The organism is Chelatococcus composti (genome assembly GCF_014201415.1).
Taxonomy (GTDB): Bacteria; Pseudomonadota; Alphaproteobacteria; order Rhizobiales; family Beijerinckiaceae; genus Chelatococcus_A; species Chelatococcus_A composti.
The window spans coordinates 163,038-178,970 of record NZ_JACHEH010000006.1; the positions used below are offsets into that span (position 1 = coordinate 163,038).

Consider the following 15,933-nt stretch of genomic DNA (forward strand, 5'->3'; position numbering starts at 1 on the left):
GGCCCGCCCCGGACGGGCGCCCGCACGGCCTAGCGGTAGAGGTCCTCGCGCGTCGGTGGCAGGCCTGAGGGGCCCTTGGCGCGGCGCGAGGCGAGCGTCTGGAAGATGCCGATGGTGCCACGCTCGAAGCCCAGTGAGACACCGGCGAGATAGAGCAGCCACAGCCGCGTCTTGGCCGGCCCCACCTCGCGCTCGGCCGCCTCGCGGTTGGCATAGAGGCGCTCGCACCACAGCTGCGTCGTGCGGGCATAGTGCTCGCGCCAGGCCTCAACGTCGTGCACCTCGAAGCCGTAGCGCTCGAGGCTCGTGACCGTGCCGCCGATATGGTCCAGCTCCGAGCCCGGGAAGATGTAGTTGACGATGGCCGCATATTCCGGCCGCTTCTTGCGGAAGGCGCGGGCGGACTTCTTGGCCGGGCGCGTGATGGCGTGGTTGAGGAGCAGGCCGCGCGGGCGCAGCAGCTCGCGCATCTTGGTGAAATAGGCCCCGTGGTTGTCGAGCCCGACGTGCTCGAACATGCCGATGGAGGCGATCTTGTCGAAGGTGCCGGTGAGCTCGCGGTAGTCCTTCAGCTCCACCGTCACCCGGTCCTGGAGCCCGAGGCGGGCGATCTTCTCCCTGGCGAAGGCGAGCTGCGCCTCGCTCAGCGTGACGCCGTGGGCCGTGACGCCATAGTGCTGCGCCGCGTGGCAGACGAGTCCGCCCCAGCCGCAGCCGATGTCGAGGAAGCGCTCGCCCTCCTTCAGCCTCAGCTTGCGGCAGATCATGTCGAGCTTGGCCTTCTGCGCCTCCTCAAGGCTGGCGTCCCAGCGCGGGAAATAGGCGCAGGAATATTGCATCTCGGGATCGAGGAAGAGCCCGTAGAAGGCGTTCGACAGGTCGTAGTGGAACTGCACGAGGGCCTTGTTGTCGCGCCCGGCCGAATCCTTGTCGATCTGCGCCCCCTGGTAGGCGTAGCTCCGGGCCGGCTGCCGCGCCGGGCCGAAGAGGAAGGGCAGCAGGCTGCGCGCCAGCAGCCCCTTGTCGAGCCGCTTCAGCAGGCCCTTGGTGTTGGCCTCGCCGCGGCGCGCCGCGACATCGAGGAGCGTGCCGCCGTGCAGGTCGATGTCGCCCGCCGCCAGCAGCTCGACGAGCGTCGTCAGCCGGGGCGAGCGCAGGAGGCGCGTCACGACCTCCGGCGCCGCGATGGAGAAGACGAGGTCGCCGTTGGCCTTCGGCCCGAGCGGAATCGTCTCGCCGTTCCACAGCCTCACCGACAGGTCGGCCCCCAGCCGATCGCCGACGTGCCGCAACAGCCGCCGCGCGGCCTCGAGCCGCTTGTCCACTCCTTCAGCCTCGTGCGTCGCCATGCCGTCCCTCTTCGTTCGTATGGGCGCACGTTATAGCCTTTGCGCGGAAAGTGAATCATGCTTCCGCGCCGGTGCGGCCTTTCCCGCGGCAACGGGCCCGGCCTCGCACCAGGACAGGCGGCGGCCTCCCTCGTAGGGCCGCACATGACCGGCTTCTCCGAGAACCTGTCCGAAATCCCGCCCGTCGGCGCCGGCAACCCGGGCGACCACGCGGCCGAAATACTTGTCGGGCCGGACCTCGGAAAGGACGACGGCGCCGTTGCCGACAAGGCGTGACAGCGCCTCGCGCGCCGCCGCGGCCGCCCGCCTCTCCGCCGCGCATCGGCCGTCCAGCTCGGGAGCGTCGACACCGGCAAGGCGTACCAGGGTCACGATCTCCTGCCCCGGCCAGACCGCGACGCGCGCCTCGAGCGTGTCACCGTCGACGACGCGCAGAACCCCCGCCGCGAAACTGCCCGGCATGGCGCCGGCCGGCCGGTGCACCATCCGAGCCGTCTCGGCGACCACGGTTTCGGCCGGGCCGTGCCCGGCGAATGAGGCAGCGCCGATACCGGCCGCGAAGGCAAGAAGGGGAAGGAGCGATGGGCATCTCATCCCCTTCTTATAACCTACCGCGGTCCGTATGAGAATATTGTCCTTTATATAGGCCGCTCGTCACCGCTACTTGATGCAGCAGGGGGCCACGGTACGCCAGCCGTCAGAAGTCGCTGGCGATGCCCTTGCGCTCCCAGTCACTGTAGCGGACGGGCTCCGGCCCGTCGCAGCCATTGATCTCGCGCTGGCGCGTCAGTTCGCGCGTGCGGGCGTCGATTTCGGCCCGGCGCGCCGCCGCCTCCTCGAGCGCCCGGCGCGCCGCCGGACTGAGCGTCTTGCCGGGCGCGGCCCCTGGCGGGGTGTCGCCTGCCGGGTCTGCGGCCGCCTTGCTCGTCTCCATGGCAAATCCTCCAGGCAATCGCGGCAGCGCCTGCCGCGTCCTCTTGCGGCGCCGGCTGCCCTCCCCCCACATATAGGCGGAAATCGGCAATTGGCACGGGCGAATCGGCAGCGCCCGTGCCCGACGGAGGATGGAATGAACTATCTGAAAACCGGCCTGCTGCTGGCGGCGCTCACGGCGCTGTTCGGCGTCGTCGGTTTCCTCATCGGCGGCACGAGCGGCATGCTGGTCGCGCTCGGCCTTGCCGCAGCGATGAACCTCTTCGCCTACTGGAATTCCGACCGCCTGGCGCTCGCCGCCCACGGCGCGCAGGAGGTCGACGAGCGCACGGCGCCGGAGCTCGTGCGCATGGTGCGGGAGCTGAGCCAGCGCGCCGGCCTGCCGATGCCGCGCGTCTACATCATCGACAATCCCCAGCCCAACGCCTTCGCCACCGGCCGTAACCCGCAGAACGCTGCCGTGGCGGCGACGACGGGCATCCTGCGCACGCTGAGCTACGAGGAGTTGGCGGGCGTGATGGCGCACGAGCTGGCGCACATCAAGAATCACGACACGCTGACGATGACCATCACAGCGACCATCGCCGGCGCCATCTCGACCCTCGCCCAGTTCGGCATGTTCTTCGGCGGCGGCAACCGGGAGAACAACAACGGCGCCGGCGTCATCGGCACGCTCCTGCTCGTCGTGCTCGCGCCCATCGCCGCGATGATCATTCAGATGGCCATCAGCCGCTCGCGCGAGTATGAAGCGGATCGAATCGGCGCCGAGATCTGCGGCAACCCGCTCTGGCTGGCGAGTGCGCTCGACAAGATCGCCCGGGGCGTCGAGCGCATTCCCAACGAGAGCGCCGAGAGCCACCCGGCAACGGCGCCGCTCTTCATCGTCAACCCGCTCAGCGGCCGCAACATGGACAACCTGTTCTCGACCCACCCGGCGACAGAGAACCGCATCGCCGCCCTCACCGACCTGGCCCGCCGCATGGGCATCGGGCCTGCCGGCGGCTTCACGCGCGCGTCAGCCCCGATGGGGCGGGAGGCGCCGCGTGGCCCGTGGGGCGGCCCCTGGAGCGGCGGCCAGCGGCCCCGCGGACCCTGGGGCTGAGCCCTGAAACCCGCCCGTCATCACCGTAGCGCGCGCACGAGGCCCGCCCCGCCGGCGGGCCTCGCCGCACGCATGCTCGCCGTCGAGGCCCTCGATGCGGTGCTGCACCAGCAAGCGCCGCTCGACGAGACGCTGGAGCGGCTCGCGGCGCGCCACCCGGAAGCCGGCCCGCGCGACCGGGCACTGGCCCGCGCCATTGCCACTGTCGCCCTGCGGCGCCTCGGCACGATCCGGCTCGGGCTGAAGCGCTTCCTCGAACGGGGCCTGCCGCGCAACGCCGGGGGGCTCGAGGCGATCCTCCTCGCCGGTGCGGCGCAGCTCCTCTTCCTCGATGTGCCGGACCATGCCGCAGTCGATCTTGCCGTGCGCCAGACGCGGGCGGACCGGCGGGCCTTCCCCTACGCCAAGCTCGTCAACGCCGTGCTGCGCCGCCTGGCGGTTGCCCGGGCCGACATCCTGGCGGCCGGCGAGGCGCCGCGCGTCGACACGCCCGACTGGCTGCACCGGCGCTGGGCAGCGGCCTATGGCGAGGCGATCGCTGATGCCATAGCCACCGCCAACCGCCAGGAGGCGGCCGTCGACATTTCGGTGAAGGAGGACCTTGCCGGCTGGGCGGAGAGGCTCGGCGCGCACATCCTGCCCACCGGTTCGCTGCGCCTGCCGCAGCGCGTGCCGGTGCCCGACCTGCCGGGCTACGCCGAAGGGGCATGGTGGGTGCAGGATGCAGCCGCGGCCCTGCCCGCGCGCCTCGTCGGCCCCCGCGCAGGCGAGCGCATCCTCGACCTGTGCGCGGCGCCCGGCGGCAAGACGGCGCAGCTTGCCGCCGCTGGCGCTTCGGTGATCGCCGTCGACCGCTCGCCCGAACGCCTGGAACGGCTGGCCGAGAACATGCGTCGCCTGTCGCTTGCCGTTGAGACACTGGCCGCCGACGTGCTCGAGCTCGACCTTCCCCCAGCCGATGCCGTGCTGCTCGACGCGCCGTGCTCGGCCACCGGCACCCTGCGCCGCCGCCCCGATGTCGCCTGGACGAAGCGTCCGCAGGACATTGCCTCGCTCGCTCAGCTCCAGACGCAGCTCCTCGACAAGGCGGCAGGCCTCGTGCGCCCCGGCGGGCGGCTCGTCTACTGCACCTGCTCGCTGGAGCCGGAAGAGGGTGAGCAGCAGATCGCGACGTTCCTCGCCCGCCACGGCGATTTCTCGCGCCAGCCTGTCACCGCCGACGAGATCGGTGGGCTCTCCCAGTTCGTTACGGCCGATGGCGACCTGCGCACCCTGCCGCATGCCCTACCCGGTGCCGAGCCGCGCCTGTCCGGCCTGGACGGCTTCTTCGCTGCCCGTCTCGTCCGCGCCTCGTGAAAGCGAAGGCATCGCAGGTACGGTTAAGGGCCCCCGCGGGCGTGGAACCGAAACGTTAACCATCCTGCAGTAATTTGTGTGGGCTAAGTGTTGACGGAAGCGCAAACGATGCACGCGGACAAGGCGGGAGCAATCGTGGCCGAAAGCGCCGATCGGTGGCGGCTCATGGGACTTGCCCTCGGCGAGCTTGCTCGGCGTGCCCGCAGCGTCGCCGCCGGCTCCCTGCGTGCCCTGCTGCAGCCCATCGGCCGGCAGACGCCCGGCCGCCTCATCATTGCTCCGCAGGATCTGCGCACCACCGACCCGACGGTGGCGGGCGACATCTATGCCGGCTATTTCACCTTCGCCGGCCGCGTCGTGCAGGCCCAGGGCCGCTCTCCCTTCGACGCCGAGCCGCCAAGCCGGGCGTGGGCCGAGCAGCTCTACAGCTTCGGCTGGCTGCGCCACCTGCGGGCGGCCGATTCGGCCCTGGCACGGGCGAACGCGCGTGCCCTCGTCGACGATTTTCTCGCCGGCGGCCACGACCGGCGCGGACTTGCAGCCGAGCCCGCCATCGTCGCCCGCCGGCTCATCGCCTTCCTCACCCAGTCGCCGCTGCTGCTGGAAGGGGCAGACCACGCCTTCTACCGCCGGCTGATGAAGGCACTCGGCCGTGCGGTCGCCCAGCTGCAACGGGCGCTCGCCGGCGGTGCGCGGGGACAGGAGCGGCTGACGGCCGCCATCGCACTCGCCTATGCGGGCCTGTGCCTCGACGGCTATTCGCGCCTGCAGCGCAGCGCCAGCCGCACGCTGGCCGAGGAGCTGTCGCGCCAGATTCTGCCCGACGGGGGGCACATCAGCCGCAATCCGCGCGTCCTCATCGATCTGCTGACTGACCTGCTGCCGCTGCGCCAGACCTATGCGGCCCGCAGCGTCGAGCCGCCGGCCCCGCTCCTGCGCGCCATTGACCGCATGATGCCGATGCTGCGTCTCTTCCGGCACGGCGACGGCTCCATCGCGCTGTTCAACGGCATGGGCGGCACCGCGCCGGATCTCATCGCGACGCTGCTCGTCTACGACGATGCCCGCGCCCAGGGCATGGAGCATGCGCCGCACAGCGGCTACGAACGGCTTCAGGCCGGCCACACGGTGGTCATTGCCGACACGGGGCGCCCGCCGCCCGCGGCCTTCTCGGGCGAGGCCCATGCGGGCTGCCTCTCCTTCGAGCTGACGGCCGGCGCCAGCCGCATCGTCGTCAATTGCGGCGCGCCGCGCGGCACGGGGCAGGTGCCGGTGGCCACGCGCTCCACCGCCGCCCATTCGACGGCGACGGTGCACGACGCCTCCTCCTGCCACTTCGCCGGGGCAGGCGACGATCTGTCGCTCGGCAGCCGCCTCGGCCGGTGGATCGGCGCGCCCATCCTGTCCGGCCCGCAGGACGTGCAGGTGTCGCGCAAGACCGAGAACGGTGACATCATCCTCGTGGCGTCGCATGACGGCTACGTGCGGCGCTTCGGCATCGTGCACGAGCGGCGCTGGCGCCTTTCCGCCAACGGTGAGCAGCTCACGGGCGAGGACATCTTCATCCTCATAGATCCGACGCCGGGCATGACGGACGTCGCCATCCGCTTCCATCTCCACCCGTCGGTGCGCGCCAGCCGCCTGCAGAGCGGACAGGCCGTCATGCTGCTACTGCCGGACGGCGAGGCCTGGACCTTCGAGGCCGAGCAGGTGCCGCTCGCCATCGAGGAGAGCGTGTTCTTCGCCGCCCCCGACGGCACGCGCCGCACCGAGCAGATCGTCCTCTCCGTCGATGCGGCGGACACGCACGCGGTTCGCTGGTCCTTCCAGCGCATCGGCCGCCACAACAGCATGGGCTCGAGACGCTCCGCTGCCCGGACGGACGAGGGGACGCTGCCCCTCGAGAACGTCTGAGGCGCATCTTCCCCGCATCGCGCGTTTTGTCCGCGGCCCTTTCGTGCTAAGCGCCGGGGCGACGGCGCCGGCACAGTGCTCTGCGGCCGGCTGCCATGAGCCAGTTTGCCTGAGGACATCGCGTAATGCCGAGCAAAGTCAGGCGCGTCACCCGCGCCCTCCTGTCCGTCTCCGACAAGACGGGCCTCGTCGAATTCGCTGCCGCGCTCGCGGCCCGGGGCATCGCCCTCGTGTCGACCGGGGGCACGCGCAAGGCGCTCGTCGACGCCGGCCTCACCGTGGCCGATGTCTCCGACGTGACGGGCTTTCCCGAGATGATGGACGGCCGCGTCAAAACGCTGCACCCGGCAGTTCACGGCGGCCTGCTCGCCATCCGCGACAATCCCGAGCATCAGGCGGCCATGCTGGCCCACGGCATCAGCCCCATCGACCTGCTGGTCGTCAACCTCTACCCCTTCGAGGCCACGGTTGCGAAGGGTGCCGCCTTTGACGACTGCATCGAGAACATCGACATCGGCGGCCCCGCGATGATCCGCGCCGCGGCCAAGAACCACGACGATGTCGCCGTGGTCGTGGAGCCTGCCGACTATGCTGCCGTGCTCGCCGACCTCGAGGCGCACGACGGCGGCACCACGCTGGCGCTGCGCCGGCGCCTCGCCCAGAAGGCCTATGCGCGCACTGCCGCCTACGACGCCGCCATCTCCAACTGGCTCGCCGGCCAGCTCGGCGAGACGACCCCCGCATTCCGCGCCCTCGGGGGCGCTCTGGCCGAGCCTATGCGCTACGGCGAGAACCCGCACCAGTGGGCCGCCTTTTACCGGACGCCGGACGTGCGCCCGGGCGTCGCCACGGCGCGCCAGCTCCAGGGCAAGCAGCTCTCCTACAACAACATCAACGACACGGACGCCGCCTTCGAATGCGTGGCGGAGTTCGACCCGGCGCGCACCGCCGCCGTCGTCATCGTCAAGCACGCCAACCCCTGCGGCGTCGCGGAGGGAGCGACGCTTCTGGAAGCCTACGAGAAGGCGCTCGCCTGCGATCCGGTCTCGGCATTCGGCGGCATCGTCGCCCTCAACCGCACGCTCGATGCGGAGGCCGCAAGGAAGATCGTCGAGATCTTCACCGAGGTGATCATCGCGCCGGACGCGACGGAGGAGGCCATCGCCATCGTCGCGGCGAAGAAGAACCTGCGCCTGCTCGTCACGGGCGGCCTGCCCGATCCGCGGGCGCCGGGGCTCGCCCTGCGCACCGTCGCCGGCGGCTTCCTCGCCCAGGCGCGTGACAATGCCGTCGTTGACGACATGAGCCTCAAGGTGGTGACGCAGCGCGCACCGACGGCTGAGGAGCTGGCCGACCTCAAGTTCGCCTTCCGCGTCGCCAAGCACGTCAAGTCGAACGCCATCGTCTACGCCCGCAACGGCGCGACGGTCGGTATCGGCGCCGGCCAGATGAGCCGCGTCGATTCCTCGCGCATCGCGGCCTGGAAGGCGGCCGAGGCGGCGAAGATGGCCGGGCTGCCCGAGTCCCTGGCCAAGGGGTCAGTCGTCGCTTCCGACGCCTTCTTCCCCTTCGCCGATGGCCTCCTTGCGGCAGCCGAGGCCGGCGCCACCGCCGTGATCCAGCCCGGAGGTTCCATGCGCGACGACGAGGTGATCAAGGCCGCCGACGAGGCCGGCCTCGCCATGGTCTTCACCGGCCACCGCCACTTCCGGCACTGACCACGAAAAAGCCTCTCCCCGGCAGCGGGGAGAGGCTGCGACGAATGCCGCCGGTAGAGCGGCCTTATGCCGGAACACGCCGGTTCTGACGATTGTTGATGAGATCGTCGACAACGGACGGGTCCGCCAGCGTCGAGGTGTCGCCGAGGTTGGAGAACTCGTCCTCGGCGATCTTGCGCAGGATGCGCCGCATGATCTTGCCCGAGCGGGTCTTGGGCAGGTTCGGCGCGAACTGGATGAGATCGGGCGAGGCGATGGGGCCGATCTCCTTGCGCACCCACTGAACGAGCTCCTTGCGCAGCTCCTCCGTCGGCTCCACGCCGGCCATCAGCGTCACATAGGCGTAGATGCCCTGGCCCTTGATATCGTGCGGATAGCCGACGACCGCCGCCTCCGACACCTTGGGATGGGCCACGAGCGCCGACTCGACCTCGGCGGTACCCATGCGGTGTCCGGAGACGTTGATGACGTCGTCGACGCGGCCCGTGATCCAGTAGTAGCCGTCGGCGTCGCGCCGGCAGCCGTCACCGGTGAAGTACTTGCCGGGATAGGTCGAGAAATAGGTGTCCATGAAGCGCTGGTGGTCGCCGTAGACCGTGCGCATCTGGCCCGGCCAGGAGTCGGCGATGCAAAGGTTGCCCTCCGCCGCGCCCTCGAGCACCTTGCCCTCGGCGTCGACGATCTCGGGCTTCACGCCGAAGAACGGACGGGTGGCCGAGCCGGGCTTCAGCGCCGTGGCCCCGGGCAGCGGCGAGATGAGAATGCCACCGGTCTCCGTCTGCCACCAGGTGTCGACGATGGGGCAGCGCCCGTCACCGACCACACGGTGATACCACTCCCACGCCTCCGGGTTGATCGGCTCGCCGACCGAGCCGAGAAGGCGCAGCGAGGCGCGCGAGGTCTTCTTCACCGGCTCGTCGCCAGCCTGCATCAGGGCGCGGATGGCGGTGGGCGCCGTGTAGAAGATGTTGACCTTGTGCTTGTCGACCACCCGCCAGAAGCGCGAGTTGTCCGGGTAGTTCGGCACGCCCTCGAACATGAGCGTCGTGGCACCATTGGCGAGCGGCCCGTAGACAATGTAGCTGTGGCCCGTCACCCAGCCCACGTCAGCCGTGCACCAGAAGATGTCGCCGTCGTGATAGTCGAAGACGTACTGGTGCGTCATCGACGCATAGACGAGATAGCCGCCCGTGGTGTGCAGCACGCCCTTCGGCTTGCCGGTGGAGCCGGACGTGTAGAGGATGAAAAGCGGATCCTCCGCCCCCATCGGCTCGCAGGGGCAGTCGGTCGTCACCATCGCGGCCGCTTCGTGGTACCAGACGTCGCGGCCCGGCTCCATGGCGACGTCCGCGCCCGTGCGGCGCACGACGATGACGTGGTCGACACCGCCGGTCTTGGCGATGGCCGCGTCGACATTGGCCTTGAGCGGCACCTTGCGGCCGCCGCGCACACCCTCGTCCGCCGTAATCACGACCCTGGAGGCGCAGTCCTCGATGCGGCCGGCGAGCGAATCGGGCGAGAAGCCGCCGAAGACGACCGAGTGGATGGCGCCGAGGCGCGCGCAGGCCAGCATGGCGAAGGCAGCCTCGGGGATCATCGGCATGTAGATGGTGACGCGGTCACCCTTGCCGACGCCGCGGTTGCGCAGCACGTTGGCGAAGCGGCAGACCTCGTCGTGCAGCTCGCGATAGGTGATGTAGCGGGACTCGGACGGATCGTCCCCTTCCCAGATGATCGCCGTCTGGTCGCCGCGCTTCTCCAGATGCCGGTCGATGCAGTTGTAGGCGACGTTGGTGACACCGTCCTCGAACCAGCGGATAGACACCGCCCCTGGCGCGTAGGAGACGTTCTTGACCTTCTGGTAGGGCGTGAACCAGTCGATGCGTCGGCCGTGCTCACCCCAGAACGCTTCGGGATCCCGAATCGAGGCCTCGTACATCTCCTTGTAACGGGCCTCATCCACGTAGGCGCGCTTCGCCCAGTCGGCCGGCACCTCGTAGATCTTCTCCTGCATGACGTCCTCCCGAAACCTCGGCCGGGCCCTTCTGCTGGCGCCGGTCCAAACGCATCATCCGCCACGCCATCCGGGCGGACGACGGCGGATATCATCGATCGGGCGGCATTATGCGAAGCGCAACCGGCAGCGGCAAGGCGCGACGGGGTCACACTTTCGTCTCTTCGACATTGGATTGAGGCATCCTGTGGCCTTCTGCCTCGCGGCAGGCTCCGCACCGGGCCCGGAAACGCAAAAAGCCGGCGCGCTGGCGGCCGGCCCGGAGAGAGAATGGTGCCGCGGAAGGGATTCGAACCCCCGACCCACGCATTACGAATGCGTTGCTCTACCAGCTGAGCTACCGCGGCACGCGCGCGCCTTCTAGCCTCAATCGCCCTGGCTTGGCAAGTGCTTCCCCGCGATTCGACGCGGATCGCGGCGCGACACCTGTGCAGAACGGCGCGATCAGGTCACGATGCGGCGCACGGGAGCGCCCTCGTCCTCTGCGCTCACCGGGCCGGGATCGTCCGGCGGCCGGCTGATGGGGAAGATGACGGGGCTCGCCGGCCGGGGATGGCGGGAGGCGGATTCGTCCCCCCCTGCCGGCTCACCGCGCTGGCCCCGCCCCTTCGCCGCCTCCATCACATACTGCGGCACCGGAATGGCCGGAGGCGGCAACGGCGCCTTCTCGGCCGGCCGGGACGGAGCCGGTGCGGGCTCCGCCCTCGCAGGCGCGGCTGCAGCTTCGGCTGCAGGTGCGGAAGTGGGTGCGGGTGCCGCGGGAGCGGGTGTGGGCGCCGGAGCCGGCGCGGCCGGGATCCGGGGCTCCTCGGCGGGTTCTGCCGCGGCCGCCGGCGCAGGCTCGGCACGCGTCTCGATGATCTCGCCCCGGGCCGCAGCAGGCTTTGCGGCGGGCTCATCCTTCACCGGCGGGGCGATCTCGGGCAGCGCTTCGGCCACAGGACGCTCGTCCCCATCGCCCAGAACCTCGTCGGACTGGTGCCCGTCCTGCGTCTCGCGGTGCTGGTGGGCGATCTGCTCGCTCGGCGTGCCCCAGACGAAGGCGTCGAGCCGGCCGGTGACCGGCGAGACCGGCGACCAGGTGTCGGAGATGACGCCGTCGGCGAGCCAGGCGGGATCCCGCGGCGCGCGCGAGGCGCGAGCCAACCAGGCACGCACCGCCCCTGTCTCGCCGTGCTCCGCCTCCTCGATATCGGCCATCAGCACGCAGGTGCGCAGCGTCGGGCGCTCGGCGATAAGTGGCGCGAGCGCCTCGCGGGCGCGGGCGAACTCGCGGGCATCAAGCGCGGCCTTCGCCAGCATGAGGCGCGATTCGGCGGCATCCGGCGCAAGCCGGGCCAGCGTCTCGGCGCGGGCGAGCCGGTCACGCGCCGAGTCGCCGGAGCGCATCTCCACATAGGCCGCGGCAATATCAGGATGCGGCAGGCGCACCCAGGCCGCTTCGAGAATCTTCGCCGCCTTGCGGTACTTGCCGGCGCGGGCGAGCAGCCGGCCTGCCAGCACCGCGGCGGGCACCAGGTCGGGCGCCAGCTTGACGGCCTCGCGCACGGCAGCGAGCGCCGCCTCGGGCTCCGTCTCTGCCCGATCCATGGCGTCGGCCGTCAGCAGAACGGCACGCTGCCGGCGCGCCTCCGCCCGGTCGATGAGCCGCAGCGCGGCGCGCCGCTCGAGCGTCTTGAGCGCCCCGCGCCAGTTGCGTTCTGCGGACTGGAACTCGAGCACCGCCTCGTTGGCCCAGCCGACGCTCGGCGCGAGCTCCACCGCCTTGGTGGCGTGAGCGCGCGCCGCAACGAGATCGCCCTTGCGTCGTGCCTCGACGAAGAGGCCGCGCAGGCCGAGCACCCGCGTCTCTGGTTCCTCGAGCATGTCGTTGAAGGCCGCTTCGGCCGCGGCCCGGTCACCGGAGATCTGGGCGGCCTGGGCCTTGAGGAGCAGCGTCAGCGGCTCGCGGCCGAGCAGGCGCTCGGCGTCGCCCGCGTGGCGGCGCGCGGCCACGGGGTCGCCCGAGCCGACGGCCACCATGCCGCGCGAGACGGCGGCAAAGCCCCGTGCCCGCCGCCGGGCGCGCGAGGCGATGGTGACGAGGTCCGGCAGCTTGAAGATGAAGCGCACCACGCTCCAGGCGATGATGAGCGCGGTCACCACGGCGACGAGCGCCGCCACGGCGACGCTGAGCGGCGTGCTGATGCGATAGTCCTGCCAGGTCAGCACCACCTCGCCCGGATGGTCGGCGAGCCAGGCGGCACCGAGGGCGACGAAGGCGAGAAAGACGAGGAAGACGAGAACACGAATCATGCCGGCGCCCTCACTCGTTGCCGCCAAAGGCGTCGATGGCCGCGTCACGAACCGCGAGCGCCGCCTGTTCCGCCTCCACGCGCGCCCTCAGGGCCGCGACCCAGTCCCGCGTCGCCTGCTGCTCCGCAGGGGGCAGCCGCTCCCACGCCGCGAGCGCCGCAACCGCGTCGCCGCGGGCGAGCGCCGCATCGACGGCATCGGCCGGCTGGTCACCGCCACCGACGCGCTCCACGCGCACGAGGCTCGCGGCGCTCTCGCTGAGGCGCTCCCAGAGGCTCGCCTCGGGCCGCGCGCGGCGTTGCGCCTCAGCCGCCTCGGCGAGGGCCTGGCGCAGCCCCGGGCGCAGGCTCTCGGCCGTCGGCAGGCCGGCACGCGCCTGCTGTGCGAGCGGGGCCAGAAGCTCCGCCGGTGTGCCGAGATGCCGGAGTGCCGCCATCTCCTTCTCGAAAGGCCGGCCTGAACGGACGGCATCCAGCAGCAACTGGGCCACCACGAGCCGGCCCGCAGCGTTGCCCACCGGCTCGGCGGCGCCGGCGGCAATCTGTTTCTCGGCGGCATCGAGCCGCCCGGCGAGCACAGCGAGCTGGCGAGTGATATTGCCAACGGCGTCCGGATCAAGGCTGCGCACCGCACCGTCGAGCGCGTCGACGCGCCGGCTCAGCTCATCGCGGATCGCCCGAAGCTCAGCCGGGGACGTGCCCGCGGCGGAACGCAGCGCCTCGATCTCGCTGGCGAGGCCGTTGATGCGCGCCGTCAGGCCGTCGTCCTGGCGCGTGGCGGAGGTCATGCGCGCCTCGAGCGCCTCCAGATCCTCGCGGCTGGCGACGTTGGCGAGGCTGCGTTCGACGACGGCGAGGCGCGCCGCCGTGTCGTTCGCCGGCCCCACGAGCACGGGCAGCAGCATGGCCGCGGCAGCACCGACGACGCCGCCCACGGCAGCCGCCACGATAAGCGAGGTCTGGAAGCCCTGCCGGGGTGTAGCCGGCTGCGCCTCCTCGGCACGCGGCGTCTCGTCGGCCTGCGCGGAGGCGGGCGCGTCCTCGTTCCGGGCAGGCTCGTCCGGCATCGGAGCCTCGTCGACAGGGGATGACTGTGTGTCCGGCTGCCCGGGGCCGCCCGCTGCATCGGCAGCGGCAGCCGCCTGCGGAGCGGCCGCGGCGGCGACATCGGCGGGAACCGGAGGGAGGGTCTCGGCCGCTTCACGCGCGCTCGTCTGGGCAACGCGCCCTTTCGTCCGGGCCTTCCGGGGCGTCGGGTCCGTCGGCTTCTCGTCGCTCATGCAGACCTCTCTCCATCTTCGTTCGGCCCCGCCCGGCGCGCCCGGACAGGCCGCGATGAACCCTCAAGCTCTTAACATCAGCCGCCCACCCATGGCGAGCCCAGCAGCTGCGTGTCAGCTGTCGCCGTCTGCCGGCAACAGGGCGAGAAGGGCATCCTCGTGCGGCACCGCCGCTGCCTCAACCACACGCGCGCCGGCGGCCCGCAGCGGAGCGGCAACATCCTCGGACAGGCAGAGATGACGCAGGGCGCGGAAGACCTCGCCGCAGCCCGCCCGCTCGGCAAGGCTGAGCGCGAGGCCCGCGCTGCGGCGGGAATAATGCAGTGCGACCGAGACGGCGCCCCTGCCCAGCGCCGCCACCGCCGCCTCGGGCAGCGCGCCTTCCGCCTCTGCGGCGTAGGCGATCCAGGGCACAACCATAAAGCCCGCCTCCTCCAGGAGCGACGGGGTATCGGGCTTGTGATCGCGGCCGAGAACGAGGAGAAGTCGTGCTCCAGCGACGAAGACGGACGGGGCGAGCGCGGCGAGCGCGATGCGATCGCCGGCTGCTGCCGTGACGGCGGTGAACCCGGCCCTCCGTGCTGCCTCGCCCGTGCGCTCGCCAACGGCGAGCAGGGGCAGCGCGACAACGGCCGCCAGATCCGCCGGCCCCAGGGCCTCGAAGGCATTGGGACTGGTGACAACGACCCCGTCGAAAGGGCCGTCGGGTCGGGCCTCGCCCGTCGCCCGGATGGTCAGGAGCGGCGCCACGACCGGATCATGGCCGCGCTCGCGCAGGCGCTGCGCCGTCCGGCGCGCCGCTTCTTCCGGCCGCAGGACGAGGACGCCTACCATGCTATCGTCCCAGAAGTGCCGGGCGGGCGCGGGCCAGCACCTCGCGCCCCGCGTCCTCCCCCAGGGCGAATGCGTCGGCGATCGGCCCGGAGCGTTCGACGGCCACCCAGTCGCTGCCGTCGGGCGCCAGCAGCATCCCGCGGAAGGAGAGGCTGGCACCGTCCACCTGCGCCAGCCCGGCAATGGGGGTGCGGCACGAGCCGTCGAGGATGCGCAGGAAGGCCCGCTCGGCCTCCAGCGCTACCGCCGTCGCCGGATCCGTAAAGCGCCGCAGCGTCTCGCGCAGGGCGACATCGCCGGCGCGCGTGACGATGGCGATGGCGCCCTGGCCGATGGCGGGCAGGAAATCGTCCGTGTCTAGCAGGACGGTGGCCCTGTCGGCGAGGCCGAGCCGGCGCAGCCCCGCGAGGGCGAGGAGCGTCGCGTCGATCTCGCCGCTCTCCACCTTGGCGAGTCGCGTGCCGACATTGCCGCGCAGCAGGGTGACCGAGATGTCGGGCCGCAGGCGCCTCACCTGTGCCTGCCGGCGCAGCGAGGCACTGCCGACCACGGCCCCATGCGGCAGCTCGGCAATGCTGCGGGCGTCGCCGCGGCAGATGAGCACGTCGCGCACATCCTCACGCGGCAGATAGCCGGCGATGACGAGCCCGTCGGGCAGAACGGTCGGCAGGTCCTTGGCGGAGTGGACCGCGAGGGCAATGCGCCCGTCGAGGAGCGCATTGTCGAGCTCCTTCGTGAACAGGCCCTTGCCGCCGACCTCGGACAGTGCCCTGTCCTGGATCATGTCGCCCGTGGTCTTGATGACCGAAAGGGCGATCTCCTCGGCCGGGCAGCCGAGCGCCGCGGCGAGAAGCCCCTGCACCTGCCGCGCCTGGGCGAGAGCCAGGGGGCTGCCACGCGTGCCGATGACGGGGGCGCCGGTCGATGCAGTCATTGTTCCATCCAACTCCGTTTGCGTGGCCGAGGCCGGGGGCAATTCGTGCGCCGGCGTCCGCAGAGCCGCAACCGCCATTCACTATCGCATGGCCTGTCGTTCCGCTGCGGCGAAAAACCGGTTCCCACGGCTTTGCGGCATGCTCTATAGGGGATGCGGCGCATTTGCGAACCGCGACCGATCGCAGCCCCTTCCAGACCCGGCG

The 15,933-nt window shown here is 71.2% G+C and carries 12 protein-coding genes and 1 tRNA gene; 4 read left to right on the forward strand and 9 right to left on the reverse strand.

The genetic code is table 11. The features are described 5' to 3' along the window. Positions 1–29: 29 nt before the first annotated feature. The 3 genes from HNQ73_RS14010 to HNQ73_RS14020 all read right to left on the reverse strand — a co-directional run bounded on the left by HNQ73_RS14010 (position 30) and on the right by HNQ73_RS14020 (position 2,283). Positions 30–1,349, reverse strand: coding sequence for an SAM-dependent methyltransferase (locus HNQ73_RS14010; RefSeq protein WP_183335504.1), 1,320 nt, complete (start codon positions 1,347–1,349; stop codon positions 30–32). Positions 1,350–1,379: 30 nt separating this feature from the next. Next, positions 1,380–1,943, reverse strand: coding sequence for a thermonuclease family protein (locus HNQ73_RS14015; protein WP_244650212.1), 564 nt, complete (start codon positions 1,941–1,943; stop codon positions 1,380–1,382). 103 nt (positions 1,944–2,046) lie between these two features. Then, positions 2,047–2,283, reverse strand: a complete 237-nt coding sequence (locus HNQ73_RS14020) for a DUF1674 domain-containing protein (protein WP_183335505.1) — start codon at positions 2,281–2,283, stop codon at positions 2,047–2,049. 135 nt (positions 2,284–2,418) lie between these two features. Between HNQ73_RS14020 and htpX the strand changes: the two genes are divergently transcribed. The 4 genes from htpX (at position 2,419) to purH (ending at position 8,372) form a co-directional block, all read left to right on the forward strand. Then, on the forward strand, positions 2,419–3,384 hold the full coding sequence (gene htpX, locus HNQ73_RS14025) for a zinc metalloprotease HtpX (RefSeq protein ID WP_183335506.1): 966 nt from the start codon (positions 2,419–2,421) through the stop codon (positions 3,382–3,384). A gap of 72 nt (positions 3,385–3,456) precedes the next feature. Beyond that, positions 3,457–4,740, forward strand: coding sequence for an RsmB/NOP family class I SAM-dependent RNA methyltransferase (locus HNQ73_RS14030; RefSeq protein WP_183335507.1), 1,284 nt, complete (start codon positions 3,457–3,459; stop codon positions 4,738–4,740). Positions 4,741–4,848: 108 nt separating this feature from the next. Beyond that, a complete protein-coding gene (locus HNQ73_RS14035) occupies positions 4,849–6,654 on the forward strand; it encodes a heparinase II/III family protein (protein ID WP_183335508.1) in 1,806 nt (601 codons plus the stop codon). 125 nt (positions 6,655–6,779) lie between these two features. Further along, positions 6,780–8,372 (forward strand): bifunctional phosphoribosylaminoimidazolecarboxamide formyltransferase/IMP cyclohydrolase, encoded by a 1,593-nt coding sequence (purH, locus tag HNQ73_RS14040; protein ID WP_183335509.1) that lies wholly within the window; start codon positions 6,780–6,782, stop codon positions 8,370–8,372. Between the two features lie 64 nt (positions 8,373–8,436). Here purH and acs read toward each other — a convergent pair whose 3' ends face one another. The 6 genes from acs to hemC form a co-directional block, all read right to left on the reverse strand. Further along, entirely contained in the window at positions 8,437–10,386 is a 1,950-nt protein-coding gene (gene acs, locus HNQ73_RS14045; RefSeq protein WP_183335510.1) for an acetate--CoA ligase, read from the reverse strand. Between the two features lie 271 nt (positions 10,387–10,657). Then, positions 10,658–10,733 (reverse strand) — tRNA-Thr (locus tag HNQ73_RS14050). Between the two features lie 97 nt (positions 10,734–10,830). Continuing rightward, entirely contained in the window at positions 10,831–12,681 is a 1,851-nt protein-coding gene (locus HNQ73_RS14055) for a heme biosynthesis protein HemY (RefSeq protein ID WP_183335511.1), read from the reverse strand. A 10-nt stretch (positions 12,682–12,691) separates the two neighbouring features. Further along, positions 12,692–13,960, reverse strand: a complete 1,269-nt coding sequence (locus tag HNQ73_RS14060; protein ID WP_183335512.1) for a COG4223 family protein — start codon at positions 13,958–13,960, stop codon at positions 12,692–12,694. 114 nt (positions 13,961–14,074) lie between these two features. Then, a complete protein-coding gene (locus tag HNQ73_RS14065; RefSeq protein ID WP_183335513.1) occupies positions 14,075–14,794 on the reverse strand; it encodes a uroporphyrinogen-III synthase in 720 nt (239 codons plus the stop codon). A 1-nt stretch (position 14,795) separates the two neighbouring features. Next, a complete protein-coding gene (gene hemC / locus HNQ73_RS14070; protein WP_183335514.1) occupies positions 14,796–15,728 on the reverse strand; it encodes a hydroxymethylbilane synthase in 933 nt (310 codons plus the stop codon). Between the last annotated feature and the right edge of the window lie 205 nt (positions 15,729–15,933).